Origin of the sequence: Streptomyces sp. NPDC012935 (assembly GCF_042900345.1) — a bacterium.
GTDB lineage: Bacteria > Actinomycetota > Actinomycetes > Streptomycetales > Streptomycetaceae > Streptomyces.
The window spans coordinates 1-22,576 of record NZ_JBIBBC010000018.1 but is presented as its reverse complement, the minus strand read 5'-3'; the positions used below and the strand labels follow the sequence as shown (position 1 = coordinate 22,576).

Annotated in this window: 20 protein-coding genes; 8 read left to right on the top strand and 12 right to left on the bottom strand. The window is 69.9% G+C overall.

Annotation, left to right across the window (positions count from 1 at the left end; genetic code table 11):
• Positions 1-13: 13 nt before the first annotated feature.
• The 4 genes from ACFY5C_RS32910 to ACFY5C_RS32895 all read right to left on the bottom strand — a co-directional run bounded on the left by ACFY5C_RS32910 (position 14) and on the right by ACFY5C_RS32895 (position 4,555).
• Positions 14-1,870, bottom strand: a complete 1,857-nt coding sequence (locus ACFY5C_RS32910) for a GMC family oxidoreductase N-terminal domain-containing protein (protein WP_389451264.1) — start codon at positions 1,868-1,870, stop codon at positions 14-16.
• Positions 1,867-3,237, bottom strand: coding sequence for a hypothetical protein (locus tag ACFY5C_RS32905; protein ID WP_389451261.1), 1,371 nt, complete (start codon positions 3,235-3,237; stop codon positions 1,867-1,869). The genes ACFY5C_RS32910 and ACFY5C_RS32905 overlap by 4 nt, the downstream gene beginning before the upstream one ends.
• Before the next feature lie 41 nt (positions 3,238-3,278).
• Positions 3,279-3,995, bottom strand: coding sequence for a FadR/GntR family transcriptional regulator (locus tag ACFY5C_RS32900; protein ID WP_389451258.1), 717 nt, complete (start codon positions 3,993-3,995; stop codon positions 3,279-3,281).
• A gap of 164 nt (positions 3,996-4,159) precedes the next feature.
• Positions 4,160-4,555, bottom strand: coding sequence for a RidA family protein (locus ACFY5C_RS32895; protein WP_389451662.1), 396 nt, complete (start codon positions 4,553-4,555; stop codon positions 4,160-4,162).
• A gap of 137 nt (positions 4,556-4,692) precedes the next feature.
• On the opposite strand from ACFY5C_RS32895, the gene ACFY5C_RS32890 reads away from it, so the two are divergent.
• The 3 genes from ACFY5C_RS32890 (at position 4,693) to ACFY5C_RS32880 (ending at position 7,391) form a co-directional block, all read left to right on the top strand.
• Positions 4,693-5,667 (top strand): helix-turn-helix transcriptional regulator, encoded by a 975-nt coding sequence (locus ACFY5C_RS32890; protein ID WP_389451255.1) that lies wholly within the window; start codon positions 4,693-4,695, stop codon positions 5,665-5,667.
• A 121-nt stretch (positions 5,668-5,788) separates the two neighbouring features.
• Positions 5,789-6,529: a VOC family protein gene (locus tag ACFY5C_RS32885; RefSeq protein WP_389451252.1), complete on the top strand. Its 741-nt coding sequence runs from the start codon at positions 5,789-5,791 to the stop codon at positions 6,527-6,529.
• A gap of 427 nt (positions 6,530-6,956) precedes the next feature.
• Positions 6,957-7,391: a subtilase-type protease inhibitor gene (locus ACFY5C_RS32880; protein ID WP_389451249.1), complete on the top strand. Its 435-nt coding sequence runs from the start codon at positions 6,957-6,959 to the stop codon at positions 7,389-7,391.
• 412 nt (positions 7,392-7,803) lie between these two features.
• On the opposite strand, the gene ACFY5C_RS32875 is transcribed toward ACFY5C_RS32880, so the two are convergent.
• A complete protein-coding gene (locus ACFY5C_RS32875; protein WP_389451246.1) occupies positions 7,804-8,370 on the bottom strand; it encodes a DUF6817 domain-containing protein in 567 nt (188 codons plus the stop codon).
• 150 nt (positions 8,371-8,520) lie between these two features.
• On the opposite strand from ACFY5C_RS32875, the gene ACFY5C_RS32870 reads away from it, so the two are divergent.
• Together ACFY5C_RS32870 and rph are read left to right on the top strand one after the other, a co-directional pair.
• Positions 8,521-9,132, top strand: coding sequence for a 3'-5' exonuclease (locus ACFY5C_RS32870; protein WP_389451243.1), 612 nt, complete (start codon positions 8,521-8,523; stop codon positions 9,130-9,132).
• A gap of 219 nt (positions 9,133-9,351) precedes the next feature.
• On the top strand, positions 9,352-11,982 hold the full coding sequence (gene rph / locus ACFY5C_RS32865) for a rifamycin-inactivating phosphotransferase (protein ID WP_389451240.1): 2,631 nt from the start codon (positions 9,352-9,354) through the stop codon (positions 11,980-11,982).
• 10 nt (positions 11,983-11,992) lie between these two features.
• Here rph and ACFY5C_RS32860 read toward each other — a convergent pair whose 3' ends face one another.
• The 5 genes from ACFY5C_RS32860 to fae form a co-directional block, all read right to left on the bottom strand.
• Positions 11,993-13,153: an iron-containing alcohol dehydrogenase family protein gene (locus ACFY5C_RS32860; protein WP_389451237.1), complete on the bottom strand. Its 1,161-nt coding sequence runs from the start codon at positions 13,151-13,153 to the stop codon at positions 11,993-11,995.
• 176 nt (positions 13,154-13,329) lie between these two features.
• Positions 13,330-14,268, bottom strand: a complete 939-nt coding sequence (locus ACFY5C_RS32855) for an NAD(P)-dependent oxidoreductase (protein ID WP_389451234.1) — start codon at positions 14,266-14,268, stop codon at positions 13,330-13,332.
• Positions 14,269-14,348: 80 nt separating this feature from the next.
• The gene (locus tag ACFY5C_RS32850) at positions 14,349-15,869 is read right to left on the bottom strand and encodes an aldehyde dehydrogenase (protein WP_389451231.1); all 1,521 of its coding nucleotides are present in this window, start codon (positions 15,867-15,869) and stop codon (positions 14,349-14,351) included.
• Positions 15,866-16,978: a mandelate racemase/muconate lactonizing enzyme family protein gene (locus tag ACFY5C_RS32845; RefSeq protein ID WP_389451229.1), complete on the bottom strand. Its 1,113-nt coding sequence runs from the start codon at positions 16,976-16,978 to the stop codon at positions 15,866-15,868. The genes ACFY5C_RS32850 and ACFY5C_RS32845 overlap by 4 nt, the downstream gene beginning before the upstream one ends.
• On the bottom strand, positions 16,975-17,514 hold the full coding sequence (gene fae, locus ACFY5C_RS32840) for a formaldehyde-activating enzyme (protein ID WP_328883998.1): 540 nt from the start codon (positions 17,512-17,514) through the stop codon (positions 16,975-16,977). Before fae ends, ACFY5C_RS32845 begins: the two co-directional genes overlap by 4 nt.
• Positions 17,515-17,734: 220 nt before the next feature.
• Here fae and ACFY5C_RS32835 point away from each other — a divergent pair, with 220 nt between their 5' ends.
• The 3 genes from ACFY5C_RS32835 to ACFY5C_RS32825 all read left to right on the top strand — a co-directional run bounded on the left by ACFY5C_RS32835 (position 17,735) and on the right by ACFY5C_RS32825 (position 21,611).
• Positions 17,735-18,532 carry an IclR family transcriptional regulator gene (locus ACFY5C_RS32835; protein ID WP_389451226.1) on the top strand — a complete coding sequence of 266 codons (798 nt, stop codon included), beginning with the start codon at positions 17,735-17,737 and terminating at the stop codon, positions 18,530-18,532.
• A 180-nt stretch (positions 18,533-18,712) separates the two neighbouring features.
• Entirely contained in the window at positions 18,713-20,188 is a 1,476-nt protein-coding gene (locus ACFY5C_RS32830; protein WP_389451223.1) for an NAD-dependent succinate-semialdehyde dehydrogenase, read from the top strand.
• A gap of 67 nt (positions 20,189-20,255) precedes the next feature.
• Complete coding sequence (locus ACFY5C_RS32825) at positions 20,256-21,611, top strand: MFS transporter (RefSeq protein WP_389451220.1); 1,356 nt, start codon at positions 20,256-20,258, stop codon at positions 21,609-21,611.
• 62 nt (positions 21,612-21,673) lie between these two features.
• On the opposite strand, the gene ACFY5C_RS32820 is transcribed toward ACFY5C_RS32825, so the two are convergent.
• Together ACFY5C_RS32820 and ACFY5C_RS32815 are read right to left on the bottom strand one after the other, a co-directional pair.
• A complete protein-coding gene (locus ACFY5C_RS32820; RefSeq protein ID WP_389451217.1) occupies positions 21,674-22,441 on the bottom strand; it encodes an NPP1 family protein in 768 nt (255 codons plus the stop codon).
• Between the two features lie 13 nt (positions 22,442-22,454).
• Positions 22,455-22,576: glycoside hydrolase family 19 protein (locus ACFY5C_RS32815; RefSeq protein WP_389451659.1), on the bottom strand; the 122-nt coding region annotated here is incomplete at its 5' end.

The window sequence follows — 22,576 nt, the reverse complement described above, 5'->3', positions numbered from 1 at the left end:
GCCGGTCCTTGGTTCAGCCATCCGCCACGAAGTGCTCAGCAACGCCCAGGGCGGCCGCCATGATGCTCAGCTGTGGATTCACCTTCGGGCAGCTCGGCAGCACGGACCCGTCGGCGATGAGCACACCGTGCACGCCGCGCAGGCGCCCCTCTGCGTCGGCCGGCGACCGCTCCGGGTCCGTCCCGGCGGCGGCCGTACCCGTGGGATGGAACGCGGACATGTGCAGGTGCCGCGCCGTCACCGTGTCGAGAAGCGCCTCCAGTTGCTCGAGGGTCCGAGCGCGTGGGGCGTGCGGGACGCCGGTCAGCACTTCCTCGGCGCCGGCGGCGAACAGCAGGCGGCCCATGGCGCGTTGAGCTCGAAGCAGGCGGCGGGCGTCGCGCGGCGCCAGGTCGTAGCGCAGCAGTGTGCGATCCCGGCCGAGGACCCGGCCCGAGGGGCGGTCGGCGACCATGGCGCCGAGTGTCGCCAGTTGTTCCGTCTCCTCCACTTCGCGGCGCAGTTCGCGTCCGACGCCCGGCAGCACGAACGAACTCATCCCCGGGGGCGCCGCGGTGGCTTCGATCAGGATGCCGTCGGCGTGCAGCTCCTCCACTCCGACGCTCTGCAGGACCCCTTTCCAGCCGGTGACGGGGCGGCTGAAGCGGCCCGCGACGCTGATGGCCGGGTGCACGCTGAGGTTCCGGCCGATCCGGGGGTGCCCGCCGAGGCCCGAGCGGCGCAGCAGTTGCGGGGTCTGCAGGGCGCCGGCGGCGACCACGACCAGGGAGCTGAGGATCTCCAGTTCACTGCCGTCGGGGCGGCTGACCACCACTCCGGCGGCCCGCGGACCGCCCGGCCGGTCTCGGTCGGTGAGGATCCGCAGGACACGGGCGCCCGTCATGATCGCGGTGCCGGCCTCGCAGGCTTGAGGAAGCACGGACAGCTGGACGCTCTGTTTGGCGCCGGTGGGGCAGCCGACGACGCACTGGCACGAGCCCCGGCAGCCGGGGGCGTTGCGGCGCAGGGGCGCCGCGGCCCACCCGAGCTCCTTCGCGCCGGCCAGGGCGAGCAGGCCGTTGTTGCCCAGGACGTCCAACGGCTGCCGTGCCACTCGGAGGGTGCGTTCCACTTCGTCGAGGCGTGCGTCGAAGCCCTCCGCGACGTCGAATCCGTGGTGGTTCAGCCAGCGGGTGACGACGTGGTCCGGGGTGCGGTAGCAGGTTCCGGAGTTGACGACGGTGGTGCCGCCGACCGCGCGGCCTACGGGCAGGACCAGCGGTGGGTTCCCGAGGGCGATCGTGGCCCCGCCGTCCCGGTAGAGGTCGGTGAAGCGGTCGAGCGGAGCCCTGCGCCCGAACGACGCGGTGGTGTGGTGCTCGCCCTCCTCGACCATGACGACTCGCAGTCCCGCGCGGGCCAGTGTCCGCGCGGCCATCGCGCCGCCCGCCCCCGATCCGACGACGACGGCGTCCGCGGTGGAACGTGTCGGCCAGTCCCGGGAAGGAGTGCAGTCAAGCGGTGGATCGTCGGCGGCGGTCAGTGAGGTCGGCGGGCCTTGCTGCGCCGTCCGTTCGGTACCGGCCGCCAACAACACCGGTACCTTGACCGCGTCCAGCAGGGGCAGCAGGGAGCGGTGGGAGGCGAGCGACGCCATGACGTGCTCGCGTTCCACGGGGCCGAGTGCGGGCAGCCGCCGGCCGGTGCGGGCGACGGCGTAGGCGTTGATGGCCTTGGTCGCGCCGTGTATCGCGGTGCGGGCGGGGGCGGGCATGGCTGCCAGGAGCGTCTCGAGGCGCCGCGGCACGGCCCGGGTCCACTCGGCCGTGCCGTCGTCCGCGAGCAGCGCCGCGGCAAGAGCCGTAAGTCCAGGGGAAGTTGAAGGAGTCATCGGTCGCCGACCTCCGCGTGGGCGGTGCCGGAGAGCCGCCAGGTGGCCTCCTGCCGCCATGTGCCCCACCAGCGTTCCACGCCGACTACGGCGTCCGCGGTCTCGCTGTTGCGGCAGACCGACGCAGATCCGTCGGGATCGGTGTAGTCGAGGGCCAGCGTCCGCTGTGGCGGCTGGGTCACCGTCACCCGGATGCGGCGCAGGCCCGCGCGGCCAGCCACGCGCCACTCGGGCAGGCCGATGTCCGCGCGGAACCGGCCGAGCCCCGCCCAGCCCACGGCGGTGCGCTCCGCACGACGGGGCCAGGTGCGTCCGTTCTGCAGCAGGCGCAGGAACACCAGCGGTGGCAGTCGGTCGAGTCCGCGTCGCATGGACACCGCGGCAACGATCTCCAGGACGTCACCGCCGCCCAGGTCCGCGTGCAGCCACGCCCAGCGTCGCGCGTTGCCGTGGCCGTAGATGCGGGCGCTCGCGCCGACCGCCCGGTCCAGCCGCAGCTCCTCGGTTCCGTACCGGACGGTTCCGCTGTAGTGACAACGGGCGGCCGGCAGCATGTGGCTGGCCGGCAGCCAGGGCCGCCGCCACGACCAGCGGGGAAAGGTGTGGACCGAACCGCTCAGGGGCGTCTCGGTGAGCGACCAGGTGAACGGCCCTGCGGAGCCGGTGAGACGGCCGGGCCGCGCGCTGATCTCCTCGGTGGCGAAGCCCTGTTGGTCCTCGGACCACGGCACGGGGCCGAAGCGTGCGTGCTCGGCGGGGCCGTCTTTCGGGAAGACGGCGACCCAGCCGTGCGCGTAGGCGCCGGAGCCATCGGTGGGCGCCACCACTTCGTGGTGCAGCCACACTCCGCTGCCGGTCGCCGGGTCGGTCAGGGTCGTGTACCAGACCTCCGTGCGCCCCGGTTCACCGTCCCAGCGCGAGGCCAGATCCTGCCCGGCGGGTGCGGGTGCGGGTGCGGGTGCGGACTGCGTGGCGCGTGGGAAGCGGAAGCTCGTCAGGAAGGGCAACAGCCCGGTGGCGAGGGGGAAGCGCAGGGTGCCCTCGCCCACGCGTTCGCCCTCCTCGTAGAGGGTGTACGGCAGCACGGTCATCGAAGCGAGAGGGCGCGCAGGCGAGATGGACTTCCAGCCGTCCAGCACCAGGCGCCGGCCCTCCATGGCGAACGTGATCCGGTACCGGATCCTGCGGCGGGCCAGGGGCGAGATCTCCAACTCACCGGCGGCTTCGGCATCGTCCGCCCGCCCGGCTATGCGCACCCTTCCCGTCAGGCGGGCCTGAGTCGTGCGCTGAGGCAGCATCAGGTCATCGGACCGCACCACGAGGTCCAGTCGCAAAGGGCGCTCGTGATCCTCGTCGTTCAGGTGCACGCGACCCAGCATTGTCTCCCGGAACTCCGTTCCGCGTGAGGTCACAGCGCACCGTCCCGGCGTTCGCGGGAGCGCGCCAGTCCCTCGAGCATGATGCGTTCCGTCGCCGCAAGATAGGCGCCCGCCGCGACACGTGCCGCCTCGGAGTCGCGGGCGGCGACGGCCTCGATGACCGATTCCAGGCGGTCGTGGGCCGCCCGGGCATCCGTGAAGGGCCCGACCAGCGCCGCGCGCACGGGCAGGTAGGCGTTGAACAGGGTGTTGGTCAGCAGGACATACACGCGGTTGCCCGTGGCACGGGCGAGCGCCCGGTGCACCTCGGCGTCCGCCAGCTGCACGTCGTCGCCGCCGTCCGCGTCCCCGACCGCTGCCAGCAGCACCCGCAGCTCGGCGACCTGGGCCTCGGTGGCCCGGTCAGCGGCACGCGCCGCGATCAACGCCCCGATACTGCGCCGCACCTCGAAGATCTCGCCGATCCAGTCCGGACTGTGCCGGACCAGCATCGGCAGCAGGTCCGCTCCGCCCAGGCGCAGGAAATCCCGGACGCGCGTCCCTACTCCGTGCCGCGTCTCCAGGAGCCCCGACTGCGCCAGCCGGCCGAACGCGTGCTTGAGCGTGGTGCGGTTGACGCCGAACTCGTCGGCGAGTTCGCGCTCGGGAGGCAGATAGCTTCCCGCCGGGTGACGTCCGGCGAGAATGTCCTCGCGCAGCCGTTTCTCCAAAAGGTCGACGACGGTCTCGCGTGGCAGTGCTTCCATCCGGGCCCCCAACCGTGCTGTGGATCAGTGACTCATCCACTGAACCACCTGAGTTGACCTCAGGTCAACGAATCCTGTTGGGAAAGCGGTTCGTCCGGACCGGACCGCACGCCGAGCCGGCGCCCACGCCCAGGACGACGCCCGGGCCTACGCCGACGTCGGCATCACGCGACGGCGGTCCCTTCGAGCTCGACCATCAGGGTGGGGATCGCCAGCCGTGTCACCCCGAGCATCGTGGTGGTCGGCGCCACCCCGGCAGCGCCCAACCGGGAAGCCAGCACGCCGTAGTGCTGGAAAAGCAGGTCGATGTCGGTGGTGTGGACGTTGAGCCGGACGAGGTTCACCAGGGACATGCCGGCCTCCCCGAGCACGGCCTCCAGGTTGTCGAGGCTCAGCGCCAACTGCGCCGCCATGTCACCGTCATGCTGGGGCTTGCCGTCACCCCCCATCGCGGCTTGTCCGGAGCAGTACAGGGTCCGGGTGTGTCCGGAGACAATCTCACCCTGGTTGTAACCCAGCTCCACCGACCACGTCCACGGGTTGACCGTCGTGCGCTCCACAGCCACATCAACTCCACTCGGTTCATCGACGGTGAGTGCGGTCCACCGGCTCGGTGGCCGCCCGTCTTTGGCGTCGTGTTGAAAGGCTCCCAACGAATTACGACATCCTGTGTCACGTATTTGGATAGGTTTCTCGTATGCGCGCCGACCGGTTGGTATCGCTGGTGCTGTTGCTGCGCCGGCACGGTCGGCTGTCAGCAGCCACGCTGGCCCGCGAGTTGGAGGTATCCACGCGCACTGTGCTGCGCGACGTGGAGGCGCTGTCCGCGGCCGGTGTCCCGGTCTACGCCGAACGCGGTCGGCACGGCGGTTTCGGGTTGTTGCCCGGTTTCCGGACAGAGCTCACCGGGCTGAACCATGACGAGGCGCTCGCCCTTCTGGTGGCCGGGTCACGGCGCGGCGCGCAGGTGTTCGGGCTCGGCTCGGCGCTCGCTTCGGCCATGCTCAAGGTGGTGGACGCGCTGCCCGAAAGCTATCGGGACACCGCAGCCGGCGCGGCGCAGCGACTGCTCATCGACCCGGAGACGGACCTTCTGTCGCGCCGCGTGGCCGCTGAGGAGCTGCCCGACACCGTTGTGGCCGAGGTCCGGCGCGCAGTGTTCGCCGGACACAAACTGCGCATCCGCTACGCGGCTGTGGACCAGGCCCCGAAGTGGCGCACGGTGGATCCGATCGGCCTGGTCACCGTACGCGACCAGGGCTACTTGCTGGCCACGAGGTCTGGCGCGGACCGCACCTACCGGCTGTCCCGGGTGCTGGCCGCCGAGGAACTCGACGAACCCGCACAGCGACCGGACCAAGTCGATCTGGACCGGGCCTGGCAGGAGCGCAGCACGCAGTTCCGGACCGGCGGCGACCAAGTCACCGTGCTGGTAAGGGTGGACCCGGCTCGACGGGAGGACCTGGCGGGCACCGCGGTGGCCGTCCGCGCCGAGGCAACGGACCCGGACGGGTGGCTGCGGCTGGGGGTTACCTTCCAGGACTCACGACACGCGGAATGGGCGCTGTGGCAGCTCGCCACAGATGCGGAAGCCCTGGCCCCGCAGTGGTTGCGCGACTCCCTGTGCAACCGTGCCGCCGCGATCGCCACCCGCTATGGGCTGCCATCCTGAGTGCCGCCGCCCTCTGCGTGCGGGTCCCGACAGGATGAGAACGCTCCATCCTGGTAGGTGCCGAGCTCGCGGAACGACACCTGCGGATGTCATTGCAGAGCGGGCGCGTAGGATCGCCCGCGTGGCGCTGCGACCTGCGATGGTGAACATAAAAGCTCTTGATCCATCGGCGATCGGCCGGTTCTGGGCGGAGGCGCTCGGCTGGACTGCTTACAGCCCCGGGGTAACCACCTACGTCGGACCCTCCGGGGGCCTCGTTTGGCCCGACCCGGTCGCCGTGGGCATCGACTTCGTTCCCGTCCCGGAACCCAAGACAACAACGAAGAACCGTGTGCACCTGGATCTCGCCACCACCTCTGCGGTACATCATGCGGAGTTGGTCGCGCGTCTGGACGCTCTCGGTGCGACGCGCGCCCACGTGGGCCAGGGTGACGTGCCGTGGACGGTCCTCGCCGACCCCGAGGGCAACGAGTTCTGCGTGCTGGAGCCTCGGGAGATCTACCGGGACACCGGGCCGATCGCCGCGGTGGTGGTCGACTGCGCAGACCCGCGTGCCATGGCCGGGTTCTGGGACGCGGCGATGGACTGGACCCTGCACGAGGTGACCGACGATCATGCGGTGTTGCGCTCCGCGAAGGGTGTCGGACCGTATCTCGAGTTCCTCCGCACGCCCGGCGTTAAGGCCGTGCCGGACCGCGTCCATCTCGACCTGCTGCCGTACCCCGGTGACGACAAAGCAGCGGAGGTGGACCGCCTGCGGGCCCTCGGCGCCACCGACCTCGACCTCGGCCAAGGCGACGTCCCGTGGACCTGCCTGGTCGACCCGGAGGGTCACGAGTTCTGTGTCCTCGCCCCGTCCTGACACGGAGCCCTGACGACACGCCGATACGTGAATCAAGAGCGAGGCCATCACCGGAGTCGCTGGGGTCATGCGGTATCCACAGGAGGCGGGCTGAGCACCGACCGCCCGGAGTCTCGCGGGGGATTCAACCTCAGCAACGGGCCTGCGCCGTACACCATCGCACCCACCCGCTTCGGAACGCACGCTCACAGATTTCAGGCCATTTCACACCCGCGCACATCGGCCACGCATTCAATCGGCTATCGCAGTGAAAGGCCGTGCACCTCCTCAACCGTGCGCGCCACTCAGTCAATCAAGCCACTGATTGAGTAAGCAACCGGGTCTGAATTGCAACGACAGAAAGCGCTACAACTCTTCCGCCCTGAGACGAGAGCAAGCAGATGGGTACTGCGAGGCAAGAGCACCGCAAACAGAAAGGAGATTCACCATGCAACCAATGACACGCTGGGCAGGAACAGGAATCCTGCTCACCGCGGCCCTCGCGGGTCCCATGAGCGTGCCCGCGCACAGCGCCCCCGCCTCGCTCCACGCCCCGTCGGCCTTGGTCCTGACGACCGGCCACGGCGAGCGGGCCGCCACGGCGGCGCCCGAGCGGGCAGTATCGCTGAATTGCGCGTACACCACGTCCGGAACTCACCCCGACCCGCGACAGGCCTGTGCGGACCTGGACCGCGTGAACGGCGATCTCGACCGCTTGGCCACGCTCCGCGGAAATGAGACCGGGCGGCCTTGCACGAGGGAATACCGCCCCATTGTCGTCACTGTTCAGGGCGTATGGCGCGGTATACGCGTGAACTATGAGCACACCTTCGCGAATCCTTGCATCAAGGAAACGCAGGGGGCTTCGGCATTCGAGTTCTGAGCCGTTACGGCCCACGGCCGTACGGCCTCCTCGAGGGTCCTCCCCTCGCCCGTGACACCGAACTCGTCGGCGAGTTCGCGCTCGTGAGGCAGACAATTGTCCGCCGGGGGTCGCCCGGCGCGACTGTCCCCGCGTAGCCGTTCCTCAAGGACGTCGACGACGGTCTCGCGTGGCAATGGTCCCATGCCGGCAAATCCAACCGCGTTGTGGATCATTGGCTCATCTGCTCACCCACCAGGGTCGGCCCGGGTCAACGAGTCCTACGGGGATGGGAGTTCGTCCTGCGGATTCACCGGCATGGGACCGGGGACCGAGGCGCCGGGTGAGAGGGCTCTGGGCGCGGCGGGCCTGCCCGTCCTGTGCGTCGGTGACGGCCACGCCGACTCCATCACAGCCCGATCGGCGCGGTGACCTATCCCAGCTGCCGGGCCACCGCATCCTGTGCGGCAGGTGACAGCAATGGGCCAGTCCGTTTGAGGAAGCGGTACAGCTCGGGTCCGTGCTGCTCGGCGAGTTCCGCGTTGTGCGTCAGTACATCGAGTTCGTTGGCTGCCGTGATCTCGAGGAAGGTCCGCAGGTCGTCGGGCGATGGGCTGTACTCACGGCCGGTGAAGCGGTCCCGGAAGGCGACTGCGGCGTTACCGTCGAGGCGCGGATAGACGGTGGCGCGGTCACAGCTGGCGTACAAGTAGACCCACGCCTCGGCCTTTTCACCGATCAGCGCGACGAGCGATGCCCGGTCGGTGAGAGGCAGCAGTGCTGGTGCGAAGCCGTCGGTTCCATAGGTCGCATGGCACAGACCCGCCGCCTGGACCTCGGGGTCGGCTCCCCATTCGGCCAACAGCCGCCGAACGCGCTGCAGGTGCTCCAACAGTGTGCCGCCGGGGTGCGGCATCCCGCCGGCCCCCCGGTCGAGCAGGAAGGCCTCGATTGCCTCCTGGTCCTTTCCGGTCAGCGGTCCTTGCCTGGCTGGTGTCATGGTTCGGATGTCCTTTCACCAGTGGGTGGTGCAGGGGTCGTCGGCGCGGGCTTGGAGGTTGCGGCGGGCAGAACATGAGGCAATGAAGGAAATACGCCGACTCCGTGACGGGGTAACCTGACGGCGACTTGTGCCACAGGGAGACTCGTTGTGTCCACCTTCATTGTTTTCGATCTTGAATTCACGTCCTGGCCGGGGGCACTTGAGCGGGACTGGGGGGCGCCGGGGCAGCTCCGCGAGATCGTACAGATCGGCGCACTGCGCTTGCGCGAGGACTGTTCCGTCGTCGAGGAGTTCGAGGCACTGGTGCAACCCCTGGCCAATCCCCGGCTTTCGGCGTACTTCACTGATCTCACCGGCATCGACCAGGAGACGTTGGATCGAGAGGCGACTCCCCCGTCAGAAGCACTGGGCGAGTTCCTGGGATTCTGTCGGGGCGAGTCCGTGCTCTCCTACGGCAACGACATGATGGTTCTCGGCGAGAACGTGGGCTGGGCGCGAGCTCGAGGCGAAGAGGTCAAGAATGGTTACCTCGCTGCCCATTTCCTGAATATCCGACCTTGGTTGAACACCCTCGCGCCGGAGACGGCGACAGTCAACGTGGGTCGCCTGTGGCAGGTACTCGGTCTCCCCAAGCCCGCAGCTGGTGAAGAGCACTCCGCGCTTTTCGACTGCTATTCCCTCGCTGCCGCCATCGAATACCTGTGCAGCACCGGCGCCGCTCTGCCCGACGGATGTCTGCGGCGTCCTTGCAGCGGCTAGCCTCGATCGCCTGTGCCGGATCCGGGTGTCAGCTCAATTGGACGGCCCAACGAAAAAGGCAAGGAGAGAACTCTCCTTGCCACTCTCAACTTATAGCGCGCTGGGGGGCTTGCCGCAAGACCCGGGTCACGGCGCAGAATCGTCGGCCGATGCCACAACCTGCGCAAACGGGGGGGGCACGACGTGTGTGTTGTTGTCGACGACAAAGTTGGTAGCGATGTGACTGAGCAGTATGTGTTGGATCTCCAAGAGGTCGACGAGACGCAGGTCGCGGTCGTTGGCGGGAAGGCCGCGCACCTGGGCGGGCTGTCACGGATCGAGGGGATCCGTGTGCCCGGTGGCTTCTGCGTGACGACGGACGCCTACCGACGGATCATCTCGCAGGCGCCGTCGATCGACGAGCACCTCGATCAGCTGTCACGTCTGGACCCCGATGACCGGGAGGCGATCCGCACGCTCAGCGCGCAGATTCGCAGGTGTATCGAGGGGATCGCCATCCCCGGCGATCTCGCGGTGGCGATCACCGGCGCACTGGGCCGGCTCGGTGAGCAGTCCGCCTACGCCGTCCGGTCCAGTGCGACAGCAGAGGACCTGCCGACGGCCTCCTTTGCCGGACAACAGGACACGTACCTGAACGTCGTTGGGCCGACAGCGATCCTCGAGCACGTCAGCCGGTGCTGGGCCTCGCTGTTCACCGAGCGGGCCGTGACGTACCGTCAGCGGAACGGCATCGACCACCGTACGGTCCACATGGCCGTGGTCGTGCAGCGGATGGCCTTCCCGCACGCGGCCGGCATCCTGTTCACGGCCGACCCCGTCACGGGCAACCGGAAGGTCGCCACCGTGGACGCCGGCTTCGGCCTCGGCGAGGCCCTGGTCTCCGGGCTGGTGAACCCGGACGTCTTCAAGGTGCGGGACGGCGAAGTCGTCGCCAAGGCGATCGCCGCCAAACAGCGTGCCGTTCAAGCCCTCCCGGCCGGCGGTACGCAGGAAGTGGCCATCGACGCGTGGCGCCAGGAACTGCCGGCGCTGACGGATGCGCAGGTCGTGCGGCTCGTACAGCTCGGGCGGCGGATCGAAGCGCACTTCGGCCGCCCGCAGGACGTCGAGTGGTGCCTGGTCGACGATGACTTCGAGATCGTTCAGAGCCGGCCGATCACGACGCTGTTCCCCATCCCGGAGACCGGCGATCAGGAGAATCACGTCTACGTCTCGGTCGGTCATGGGCAGATGATGACCGACCCCATGAAGCCCCTGGGGCTCTCCATGTGGCAGCTGACGGCCATGGTGCCGATGCACGAGGCCGGCGGGAGGCTGTTCGTCGACGTCACCCGGCGACTGGCCTCGCCCGCGAGCCGCGCCGGCCTTCTGGACGTACTGGGGAAAGGCGATCCGCTGATCAGGGACGCTCTGGAGACCGTCCTCGACCGCGACGGCTTCGTCCCGTCGGTCCCGGACGCGGATCCCGGCAGGCCGCCGGCCGGGGGTGCGCCCGCCCCGATCGAGACCGACCCGGACCCGGCCATCGTCACCGCGCTGATCGAGCGCAGCCAGGAGACCATCGCCGCCCTGGAACGCGACATCCGGACGAAGAGCGGACCGGCGCTGTTCGACTTCCTGCTGGAGGCGTTCGAGGAGCACAAGCGAGTCTTCGGTGATCCGCTGAACCTTCAGGCGATCATGGCGGGGATGGAGGCCACGTGGTGGCTCAACGACAAGCTGTGGGAGTGGCTGGGCGAGAAGAACGCGGCTGACACGCTGACGCTGTCCGCCCCGGGCAACATCACCTCCGAGATGGGACTGGCGCTGCTCGACGTCGCCGATGTGATCCGCCCGCATTCGGAGGTGGTGGCGTTACTGCAGGGCGTCGAGGACGACGGCTTCCTCGACGAACTGGCGAAGCTCCCAGGCGGGGCCGAGTCGCGCGACGCCATCGAGGCCTACCTCGCGCGGTACGGAATGCGCTGCGTCGGCGAGATCGACATCACGAGGCCACGCTGGCGCGAACGCCCCACCACGCTCGTGCCCGTGATCCTCGACCACGTCAGGAACTTCCAGCCGGGCGCCGCCGAGCGGCGATTCGAGCAAGGGCGGCAGAAGGCGCAGAAGAAAGAACAGGACGTGCTGTCACGCTTGCGGGCCCTGCCGGACGGGGAGCGGAAGGCCGACGAGGTCAAGCGGATGATCGACCGGGTCCGCAGCTTCATCGGATACCGGGAGTACCCGAAGTACGGCATCATCAGCCGCTACTTCGTCTACAAGCAGGCCCTGTTGGAAGAAGCCGAGCGCCTCGTGGAGGCAGGTGTGCTGCCTGAGCAGGAGGACGTCTTCTACCTCACGTTCCAGGAACTTCACGACGTCGTGCGCTCGAACCGGGCGGATGTTCGGCTCATCCAGCAGCGCAAGGACGCGTTCCGGTCGTATCAGGCGCTCACACCGCCCCGGGTGCTCACATCGGACGGGGAGGCCGTCACCGGGGCGTACCGGCGCGCCGACGTGCCGGCCGGCGCCCTGGTCGGCCTACCGGTTTCCGCCGGGACCGTCGAGGGTCGGGCCCGCGTCGTCCTCGACATGGCGGACGCCGATCTCGAAGCGGGCGACATTTTGGTCACGCCGTTCACGGACCCCAGCTGGTCGCCGCTGTTCGTCGGCAGCGCAGGCCTGGTGACGGAGGTGGGCGGCCTGATGACCCATGGCGCGGTGATCGCCCGCGAGTACGGCCTGCCGGCCGTCGTGGGCGTGGAGCAGGCCACCCGGCTGATCCGGGACGGGCAGCGGATCCGCGTGCACGGAACCGACGGGTACGTCGAGGTCCTTCCTCCGTCACCTACTGGACCGCGCCCCTCGTGAACACCTGCGGCTAGAGCACCGCTTCGAGGATCTCCACGATCTCCCCCTCCGTCGGCTGCCGCGGTGCGTTGCGGGTCACCGCGTCCGCGAGGGCGCCGGAGGCGATCGGGCGCAGCAGGTCGGGACGGACGCCGAGGTCGCGCAGGGGCCGCTTGATGTCGAGGGCGCCGGAGATCTCGCGCACGGCGTCGATCGCGGCGCGGGCCCAGTCGCCGTCGGCGGGCGGGGCGAGGCGAAGCGCGCGGGCGGTCTGCTCGTAGGCGTCCTGGGCGGCCGGGGCGCTGAACTCCAGGACCTCCTCCAGGACGGCGGCGAGGGCGATGCCGTGCGGGGTGCCGGTGTGGGCGGTGAGGGCGTGGCCGATGCCATGCACCAGGCCCAGGCCGGAGATGGTCAGGGCCTGGCCCGCCAGATGGGCGCCGAGCATCAGCTGGGCGCGAGCCTCCAGGTCCGAGCCGTCGCGGTGGGCGGCAGGCAGCCAGCGACCGACCATGGCCACCGCCTGGGTCGCGTACGCCACCGAGACGGGGTTGGCGCCGCGCGAGGCAAGTGACTCGATGCCGTGGACGAGGGCGTCGATGCCGGTGGCCGCCGTGATCCGGGCCGGCAGGCCGAGCGTCAGCTCCGGGTCGAGGAGCGCGATCCGGGGCTTGACCGAGGGGTGGCCGATGTACACCTTGCGGCAGGCTTCGGCGTCCTCGATGACGCCGAAGCCGTTGGTCTCCGCGCCTGTGCCGGAGGTGGTGGGGATCGCGATCAGCGGCAGGCCGTCGAGCGCATCCCACAGCGCGTCCGCGTCGGCTGCCGCCGCGTCCGTGTTGCCCACGAGCAGCGCGATGCCCTTGGCCGCGTCGAGGACCGAGCCCCCGCCGAGGGCGACGACCACTGCCGGGCCGAAGGCACGAGCCCGGGCGGCACCCTCGTCGACGTTGCCGGTGGACGGGTTGGCGCCGACGCCGTCGTACACGCCGTGCTCCAGGCCCGCCGCGTCCAGGACCTTGAGCACCTGGTCGACGATTCCGGCGGCCCGCAGACCCCGGTCGGTGACGACGAACGCGCGGTTCATGCCGAGGGAGGAGACCAGCTCCGGGAGGTGTGCGATGCGGCCGGGGCCGAACTCGATGCGGCAGGTCGGGTCGATGGTCAGCTGGTCGGTGCGGGACTCGCCCATGGCGTTCGGCTCCTGAATACGCGGCGGGACGTGTGGTGCTCGGAAGAGAAGAGGGACGGTTCTGGAACGGAGGGACGGAACGGAGGGGGACGGAGGAGGGAGGGGACGGGGCCGCCGGGCCGACCCTGACGGCCCGGCGGACGAGACGGCCCGGCTGACAAGACGCAAAGCGTGGATCAGACGGGGCTCAGGGCCGCGTCGTCGTGGGCGGCGGCCGGGTTCGGGAGGCGGAACTCCGCTCCTGCCAGGGCCTCGTAGAGACGGACCGGGCTCATCTCGCCGGCCAGATCCCCGTGATGCGCCTTGGAGCGGCGGAAGATCTGCTCCACGAGCGCGGACAGTTCCGTGGAGACGCCGACGTCGCGGCCGAGGTCGATGGCGAGTCCGAGGTCCTTGCAGGCGAGGGCCATGGCGAAGGAGTCGTCGTAGTCGCCGTCGGCCAGGACGCACAGCATGTCGTTCTCGAGGAAGTTCGAGGCGGCCGGGCTGGCGAGCAGCGAGTTGCGCAGCACGCCCAGGTCCACGCCCGCCTTCACGCCCATGGCCAGCACCTCGGAGGTGGCGACGAGGTGGCTGAACCACAGCAGGTTGATCATCAGCTTGACCGTGTAGCCGGCGCCGAGCGGGCCCACGTGCAGCACCTTGTCGGGGTCGCCCATGGCTTCGAGCACCGGCAGGCACATGCGGAAGTCGTCCGCCGTCCCGCCGACGAATATCTGCAGCCGTCCGGCCTCGGCGCCACGCGCCATGCCACTGACGGGGGCGTCCAGGCGGCGTACGCCGCGCCGGTCGAGCACCTCGGTGGCCACCCGTTCCGCGGCGGCCGGCGTGGAGGTCGACATGTCGATCCACAGGGCGCCTTCGGGCAGCGCCTCGGCGGCGCCGCCGCGCAGCAGCACGTCCTCGACGATGCGCGGATTCGGCAGCATCGTGACGAGCAGTTCGGCATCGCCGGCGCATGCCGCCGGGGTGTCGGCCCAGCGCGCACCGAGCGCCATGTGCTCGGCGGCGGCCTCGGGCCGGGTGTCGTGCACGGTGACCAGGTGGCCCGCGTGGATCAGGTGGCGGGCCATGTGGCTTCCCATGTTGCCCAGTCCGATGAAACCGATCCTCATCGTTGTCCTCGCTACAGCTCTGTAGGGGTGTGCAGGTGAAAAGTGTGCAGGTGACGGGGTGGAGTGCGGTGGCGGGCCGGTCAGGCCAGGTTGATCCAGGTCGTCTTGAGTGCCGTGTACGCGTCGAGTGCGTGCAGGGACTTGTCGCGTCCCGCGCCGGTGGCCTTGAACCCGCCGAAGGGAGTGATGACGTCGCTGGCGTCGAAGGTGTTGATCCACACCGTGCCGGCTCGCAGCCGTTTGGCCGTGCGGTGGGCGATCGTGACGTCCCGGGTCCAGACGGAGGCGACGAGTCCGAAGTCGCTCTGGTTCGCCAGCCTTACGCCCTCGTCGACGTCGCCGTCGTACGACACGACGGCCAGGACCGGGCCGAAGATCTCCTCCTGGGCGACGGCGGACGTGTTCGCCACGCCGTCGAGCACGGTCGGCTCGACGAAGGTGCCGCCGGTCTCGGTGAGGGTGCGTCCGCCGCCCAGGAGCACCTGCGCCCCGTCCGTCCTGCCGCGCTCGACGTAGCCGAGGATCTTGGCCAGTTGGGCCTCGTCGACGATGGGGCCCATGACGGTGGCCGGGTCGAGCGGGTCGCCGACGTGGAAGGTGTCGGCGGTGATCCGCTGTACGGCGTCCAGGAGTTGGTCCTTCACCGACGCGTGGACCACGACGCGGGAACCCGCGTTGCAGGTCTGGCCCGCGTTGTAGAAGATCCCCCACGCCACGGCGGACGCGGCGGCCTCGATGTCTGCGTCGGCCAGCACGAGCTGCGGCGACTTGCCGCCGGCCTCCACGGCGACCTGCTTGCCGTTGGACTCGCCCGCATACACCTGGAACAGCCGGGCGACCTCGGCCGAGCCGGTGAAGGCGATCTTGTCGACCTCGGGGTGCCGGCCGAGGGCCTGCCCCGCGACCTCGCCCCGCCCGGGAATCACGTTGAACACACCGTCGGGCAGCCCGGCCTCGGTGGCCAGTGCCGCCAGCCGGAGGGCGGCGAGGGAGGTCTGCTCGGCGGGCTTGAGGACGACGCTGTTGCCGGTCGCGAGCGCCGGGGCCAGCTTCCAGCTGGCGATCAGCAGCGCGTAGTTCCACGGCACGACCGCGCCGACGACTCCCAGCGGCTCCCGGGTGATCAGCGCCAGCGCGTCACCCGGGGTCGGGGCCACCTCGTCGTACGTCTTGTCGATGGCCTCGGCATACCAGGCGATGGTCTCGGCGGCCTTGTCCACGTCGATGCGCACCGACTCGGTGATGGGCTTGCCCATCTCCAGGGTGTCCAGCAGCGCCAGCTCCTCGGCGTTCGCCCGGATCAGGTCGGCCCAGCGCAGCAGGACGCTCTTGCGTTCCCTCGGGGCCAGGTCACGCCAGCGGCTGTCCTCGAAGGCGGCGCGTGCGGACCGCACCGCCCGGTCGACGTCGTCGGCGCCCGCGGCCTGTACCTCCGCGAGCACCGAACCGTCGCGCGGTGAGACGCTGGTGAAGCTGTCGCCGGAGGTCGCGTCGGTGAAGGTGCCGTCGATGAACGGGCGCGTCTCAAAGGTGAGCTTGCTCGCGGCGGCCAGCCACTCGCCGTGGCTGCGCATCAGCAACTCGTCGATCGTGTACGTCACTTGATCCTCCAGCGGTCGATCGCGTCCTCGTCCAGCTCGACGCCGAGGCCGGGCCTGTCCGGGATCTCGAGGTCGCCCTCGGCGTTCACGCGGACGGGCTCGGCGAGCATGAAGTCGCGGCGCTCGGGCGTCCAGCCGGGCGGGTCGTAGGGGAACTCGAAGAAGGGGCCGCCGCCGACGCCCGCCGCGACGTGCAGGTTGGCGAGCACGCCGATGCCGTTGGTCCAGCTGTGCGGGGTGAACTGACGGTGCTTCAGCTGCGCGAGCTCGGCCAGGGTGCGGGCGCGGTGCATGCCGATGGCGAGCACCACGTCCATCTGGTAGATGTCCAGGGCGTCCTCTTCGAGGTAGCGCAGCAGCTCGGTGGGTGAGTGGTGCATCTCGCCGGCGGCGATGCGGACGCCGGGGTTCTCGGCGCGCAGCCGTTTGAAGCCGTTCAGGTCGGCGTACGGCAGCGGCTCCTCGACCCAGAACACGTCGAGCTCGGCGAGGCGGGCGATGGTCTTGCGGGTCCCCGCGAGATCGGAGGCGTTCGCCGTGTCGCCGGCCATCCGCCAGGACTGGTTGAGGTCGACCATGATCTCGAAGTCGGCCCCGAGTTCCTGGCGCACGGCACGTACCGCCGCGACGCCCTCGTCGATCCGGTTGCGGTCGATACGGATCTTCATGGCGCGGAAGCCGGCCTCACGCACCTTCAGGGCCGTGGCGACACGCTCCTCGGGTGACTTGAGCTCGCCCGAGGAGGCGTATGCGGGCAGCCGCTTCGCCGCGTTGCCGAAGAGTTCCGACACGGGGCGGCCATGGACCTTGCCGATGATGTCCCACAGGGCCGCTTCCAGGGGCCAGTAGTGGGCGCCGTGGAAGTTGGCGGTCTCGATCGCCTTGACGTGCCGGGTGATGTCGAGGGGGTCCTCGCCGACGAACAGGTGCTTGTACGTCTCGAAGCCGTCCATGAGGTCGCCGGAGCCGATGCCGGTGATGCCCTCGTCGGTGTGGACGCGGACGATCGTGGCGTCGAAGTGCCGGCGCGGCTCGGGGTCCCAGGCGGCGCGGAACGGCGGGTCCAGTTCGAGGCGCAGCCGGTCCAGGGTGATGTCTGTGATCTTCATCGGGCGAGCACCTCGGCGGTCGGCGTGTAGAACGGGTTCGTCGGCCCCTGCTTGGCGGCAGCCTGTACGTCGGAGACGGTGGGGGTGCCGGTCACGGCGGCCCGTATCGCGTCGTGGGCGGCGGCACGCTGGTTGCGGAAGGACTCGTCCAGGTCGTCGACCGCGGGGTTGATCCACATCGCGGCGATGATCAGCAGGTCGTCGGCCTCTTCGGCGGGGATCAGCCCTGCGTCGACCGCGTCCGAGATGCCCTGCGCCAGTCCGGCCTGGGCGGAACCCCAGGTGGCACGCTGGTGCAGTTCGCCCTCCGCGGCGGCCTTGGCCACGAACAGGGTCAGCGGCTTCACGGGCACCGACGGCCGTACGACCGTCATGAAGGGGACGTGCCCGGCGCTCGGTGTGGCCAGCGCCGTCGCCCAGGCGGTCTCGACGGGGCCGCCCTTGCGTCCGATCACGACGTTCGTGTGGGCGGCGTTGGCGCCCTCACCGACGAAGGACTCGCCGATGAGCGCGGTCGGGGCAAAGGGCGAAGGCATGGGATCTCCTGGATCTCCGGGAGCGGGGAGCTGTGACGGCCGGTGGATCCGGCGAGTGGGCGCAAAGCTCGCATACCTCGCAGTTCATCCGGCTCGATGCGGCGAATCTAGGTCGGTCGCCACCTCGTCGCAAGGCGGTCGCGGGAATCGAAATGCCGGTTGCTCTCCTGACAACTTCGTCCCTGACCTGGGGGTTCCTCAGCCGGTCTGCCCGCATACGATGACCCACGTGACCGACTCTTCCTCGGCTTCCCGCGGACATGGCCTGCGCCGCGACATCGACCTGCTGGAGGCGCTCGCGTCCGACGAGGCGCAGAACGCCGGCGGCCTCGGCGTCGTACGCCTCGCACAGCTGGTGGGCCGCGAGAAGACGCAGGTCTCCCGGGCCCTGAAGGCGCTCGCCGCCGAGGGCATCGTCGAGCGTGACCCCGACACCCTGGAGTACCGGCTGGGCTGGCGGCTGTTCTCCCTGGTGGCCCGTACTTCCGAGAGCCGCCTGGTGCGGGTGGCCGAGCCGGTCATGCACACCCTGTCGGCGGATCTGGAGGAGACCAGCCACCTGTGTGTGCTCAGCGAGCGTGAGGTCCTCACCCTGCTGTCGGTCTCCGGGCACTCCTTCCGTGTCCACGGCTGGGAGGGGCGCGGGGTGCCCGCCTGGCGGCTGTCCGCGGGCCGCGTGCTGCTCGCCGACGCGACGCCCGACGAGTTGTACGTCCGCTTCGGTACGACCGGTGAGATGCCGGTGCAGGAGCTGTGGGCCCTCATCCAGGACGCCAAGCGGCTGGGGTACGCGCGGGTGAGCGAGGAGTTCGAGGAGGGCCTGGTCGGGGTGTCGGCGCCGGTGCGCGACTTCCGAGGCCGGGTGGTCGCGGCCATCAACATCTCCGCCCCCATCTCCCGGCTCGGCGACCGCCTCGACGTCGCGGGGCGTACGACAGCGCGTGCGGCGGGGCGGGTGTCGTCGCTGCTGGGCTGGGAACCGCGGCGCACTCCGCAGTTGCGGGCCCGGCTGACCTGACGGCTCCACCACCGTCTGTGCTCCCGTTGTCTGTGCTCCCGCGCAAGGCCTGCGAGCGAGTTGCCCTCACAGCAACCACGGTTGCGATCCGCCGAGGTTGTCTTGTCGGCCCCATGACGCCCTCGTAAATTCACCGCGCATCGGACGAGCCCCCGTCCGGAACGGAGAAAAGAGCAGCTCATGAACCTCGCCGGCATCGACCTCCTGGCCAAGGCCCCGCTCGCCGAAGGCGATGTGTTCCTCGGCGGCCGCTGGCTCCCGGCCGCCGACGGACGGACCTACCCCGTCCACGACCCGGCCACCGGAGACCTGGTCCGCGAGGTGTCCTCGGCGGGACCGGAGGACGCCCGCGCGGCGATCGAGGCGGCTCGGTCCGCCGCCGCCGGCTGGCGTACGACACCGCCACGGCGCCGTTCGGAGGTCCTGCACACCGCCTTCGAGCTGATGCGCGAGCACGCGGACCCCCTCGCCCGGCTGATCGTGCTGGAGAACGGCAAGGCCTACCGCGACGCGGCGGGAGAAGTCGCCTACGCCGCCGAGTTCTTCCGGTGGTTCGCCGAGGAGGCGGTCCGGATCGGCTCCTCCTTCGCGGACGCACCGGCCGGCGGCTTCCGGCACGTGGTACGCAAGCACCCCGTCGGCGTCACCGCCTTCGTGACGCCCTGGAACTTCCCGGCCGCCATGGCCACCCGGAAGATCGCCCCGGCGCTCGCGGCGGGCTGCCCCGTCCTGCTCAAGCCGGCGCCGGAGACACCGCTGACCGCTCTCGCCATCGCCGCTCTCCTCGCTGAAGCCGGCCTGCCCGACGGGCTGTTGAACGTCCTGCCGACCGACCGCGCCCCCGAGGTGGTCTCCGCCTGGCTCGGCGACGAACGGGTCCGCAAGTTCTCGTTCACGGGCTCCACCGCAACCGGCAGGCTGCTCCTGGAGCAGGCCGCCGCGAACGTCGTCAACGTGACCATGGAACTGGGTGGCAACGCCCCCTTCGTCGTCTGCGAGGACGCCGACATCGACGCGGCGGTGAGCGGCGCGATGGATGCCAAGATGCGCGGCGGCGGCGAAGTCTGCATCGCCGCCAACCGGTTCTACGTCCATGAGTCGGTCGCCGCCGAGTTCACCGAGAAGTTCGGCGCCGCCATGGCCGCCGTACGGACCGGCCCCGGCCTGGAGGAGGGCGTCACACTCGGCCCCATGATCAACCGGGCGGCCGTCGACAAGATCCGCTCGCTCGTCGACGACGCCCTCGGGCGCGGCGCGCGGGTCGCCGCGCAGGGCACCACGCCCGACGGGCCCGGCCACTTCCACCCGGCGACCGTCCTCGTCGACGTGCCCGACGAGGCCCGCATCCTGCACGAGGAGGTCTTCGGACCGGTGGCGCCCCTCAGCACGTTCACCGACGAGGAGGAGATGCTGGCGCGCGCCAACGCGACGGTGCACGGTCTCGCCTCGTACGTCTACTCCCGCGACGTCGGCCGCGCCCTGCGGATCGCCGAGCGCCTCGAGGCGGGCATGGTCGGCGTCAACCGCGGCCTGCTGTCCGACCCCGCGGCGCCGTTCGGGGGCGTCAAGCAGTCCGGTCTCGGCCGGGAAGGCGGCCGCGAAGGCATCGAGGCCTTCCTGGAGACGCAGTACATCGCTCTGGACTGGCCGCTCTGATCCCTGCTCTCCCCCGGCTCTCCCCCGCTCTCCCTCTTGCTCACGCCGCTCAGGACAAGGACCGCCCATGGCAATGACGCCTGCGACCCAGAACCAGCCCAGCACCCCGGAAGTCCCCGACTTCACGCGTGAACGCCGCCGTCTGCACACCAAGTTGAAGCTCGCCACCCAGATCGGGCAGGGCATCGACGGCTACATCATCGGCGGCATCGGCATGGCGATGGCCGCGCTCACCGCCGACCTCCACCTCTCGCCCCTCATGCAAGGACTGGTCGGTGCCTCCCCGCTGATCGGCATCTTCGTCGGCGGGCCTCTCTTCGGGCGGCTCGCGGACCGGTTCGGCCGCCGCCCCGTGTTCCTGGTGGACATGCTGATCTTCCTGATCGGCTCGGTCCTGCAGTTCTTCGTCGCCGACGGACTCCAACTGTTCCTGATCCGCCTGCTGATGGGCGTGGCGATCGGCGGCGAGTACGCGATCGGCGCGCCGCTGCTGTCCGAGTACGCGCCTCGCCAGGGCCGCGGCCGGCTGCTGGCCAGCCTGGAGATCAGCTGGTACGTCGGCTACGCGCTGGCAACCGTCGTAGGCGCGCTCTTCGCCGAGGTCGACGGCGGCTGGCGCTGGTCGCTGGCCAGCAGCGCGGTCATCGCCGTGGTGTGCGTGGCGCTGCGCGGCGGCATCCCGGAGTCGGCACGCTGGCTGCTGAGCAAGGGGCGCCGCGAGGAGGCCGAGGCGCTGATCGAGAAGTACGGCATCGAGGTCGACGTCGACGCGGAACTCGAGGAACGTGATGCCCCCGCGAAGGAGGGGTTCGGCGCGCTGTTCCATCGCCGGCACCTGCGCAGCACCGTGTTCGCGAGCGTCTTCTGGGCGGCTCTGGTGCTGCCGTACTTCGCCATCGGCACGTTCTGGACCCAGGTCTTCGAGGCCCTCAACATGGGTGACAACGCGGTCGCGGCGCTGCTCGTCTACTCCTTCACCGCTGTGGCCGGCGTGACGGCGGGCTGCCTCGTCGTCGACCGGATCGGCCGGCGCAGGCTGCTCATCCCGCCGTTCTGGATCACCGCCGGCTGTCTGGCGCTGGTCGCGTTGTGGCCGACGTCGACGCCGGTCATCGTCGGCGGATTCCTGTTCTTCATCTTCCTCAACGCCGCTTCGAGCGCACTGACCGCCGTGTATCCCCTGGAGGTCTTCCCGACCGCCCTGCGCACCACGGGCGTCGGCTTCGCCACCGCGATGAGCCGGGTCGGCGCGGCCATCGGCACCTTCCTGCTGCCGATGGGCCTGGAGCGGTTCGGGGCGGAGTTCGTGCTCCTGATAGGTGCGGGCGTGCTCGCCCTCGGTGGTCTGGTCTCGCAGTTCCTGGCCCCCGAGACCACCGACATGGACCTCGCCAGGGCGGCGCGCAAGGCGCGCGGGGCATAGCCACCGCACGCCAAAGGGACGGCCCCGCAGGCGATCGCCTGCGGGGCCGTGCACTGTCGAGCTCACGCGTAGGCGTCGAAGGGGATCCCGGAGGGCTTCGCGTAGTTGAGAGCCCACTGGAAGTCGCCGTCGTCGATCTTGATCGTGGCCGAGCCGAAGTCGGCGCTCATGAGCTTGTCGCGGTATCCGGCCGGATAGCCCTCCCAGCCCACCAAGCGCGGGAAGAACCAGGTGCCGGTGGCGTTCTCCGCCGGTTCGTCGTTGGTGCCCGCGAACCGGAAGCAGTGACTGGAGACGCCGTCCTTGTGATAGACGATCTTCGGGTGGGTGCCGTCGAAGCGGATCGCCGAACGAGCCGCCAGCTGGTAGGTGTTGTGCTGGGACACCGACACGTACTCGGCCTGGTTGTTGCTGATCCACACGATGACGTGTTCCCAGTCGTGGGTGTGCCCGAGGGCCGCCGGCCCGAGGGTGATCTGGTCCTTCTCGAAGTAGCTCGCGTACATCACCGCGCACCAGCCGTTGTTGCACTTCGCGCGGGAGTAGGTGTTGGCGTTGGCCAGCTGGGCGTAGTCGTGGCATTTGCCGTTGACGTCGCCGCCGAGCTTGAGGCCCGGGTTGATGGTGCCGTCGGCGCCGATGGCGGCCGTGGCGTAGCAGCCGTCGCCGTCGTAGTCGTAGGCCGGGGAGAACGTCTGTTGCAGACCGTCGGCGTTCTGCGGCAGCAGGGTCAGGACGTTCGCGTGGGCGCTCGCCGGGAGGGCCACGACGAGCGTCATCGCGCCGAGGGCGCCGAGGGCGACCTTGGCAAGGGATCTCAGCTTGCGCATCACGACTCCCGGCTCAGCAGTAGAGGTTGCTGCCCGGCGAGACGCCGAGGATCTGCGTGAAGCGCTGGTAGGCGTCGACGCGGCTCTGGACCTGCGCCGGGTTCTTGCCGTCGCACTCCAGGGAGCCGTTGATGC

Bases quoted from the DNA above. Each gene is read 5' to 3' on its own strand.
- ACFY5C_RS32875 (WP_389451246.1), bottom strand. From the start codon at position 8,370: ATGACACCAGCCAGGCAAGGACCGCTGACCGGAAAGGACCAGGAGGCA.
- ACFY5C_RS32820 (WP_389451217.1), bottom strand. From the start codon at position 22,441: ATGCGCAAGCTGAGATCCCTTGCCAAGGTCGCCCTCGGCGCCCTCGGC.
- ACFY5C_RS32880 (WP_389451249.1), top strand. From the start codon at position 6,957: ATGCAACCAATGACACGCTGGGCAGGAACAGGAATCCTGCTCACCGCG.
- ACFY5C_RS32855 (WP_389451234.1), bottom strand. From the start codon at position 14,268: ATGAGGATCGGTTTCATCGGACTGGGCAACATGGGAAGCCACATGGCC.
- ACFY5C_RS32835 (WP_389451226.1), top strand. From the start codon at position 17,735: ATGACCCACGTGACCGACTCTTCCTCGGCTTCCCGCGGACATGGCCTG.
- ACFY5C_RS32830 (WP_389451223.1), top strand. From the start codon at position 18,713: ATGAACCTCGCCGGCATCGACCTCCTGGCCAAGGCCCCGCTCGCCGAA.
- fae (WP_328883998.1), bottom strand. From the start codon at position 17,514: ATGCCTTCGCCCTTTGCCCCGACCGCGCTCATCGGCGAGTCCTTCGTC.
- ACFY5C_RS32825 (WP_389451220.1), top strand. From the start codon at position 20,256: ATGGCAATGACGCCTGCGACCCAGAACCAGCCCAGCACCCCGGAAGTC.
- ACFY5C_RS32860 (WP_389451237.1), bottom strand. From the start codon at position 13,153: ATGGGCGAGTCCCGCACCGACCAGCTGACCATCGACCCGACCTGCCGC.
- ACFY5C_RS32890 (WP_389451255.1), top strand. From the start codon at position 4,693: ATGCGCGCCGACCGGTTGGTATCGCTGGTGCTGTTGCTGCGCCGGCAC.
- ACFY5C_RS32900 (WP_389451258.1), bottom strand. From the start codon at position 3,995: ATGGAAGCACTGCCACGCGAGACCGTCGTCGACCTTTTGGAGAAACGG.
- ACFY5C_RS32910 (WP_389451264.1), bottom strand. From the start codon at position 1,870: ATGACTCCTTCAACTTCCCCTGGACTTACGGCTCTTGCCGCGGCGCTG.
- ACFY5C_RS32845 (WP_389451229.1), bottom strand. From the start codon at position 16,978: ATGAAGATCACAGACATCACCCTGGACCGGCTGCGCCTCGAACTGGAC.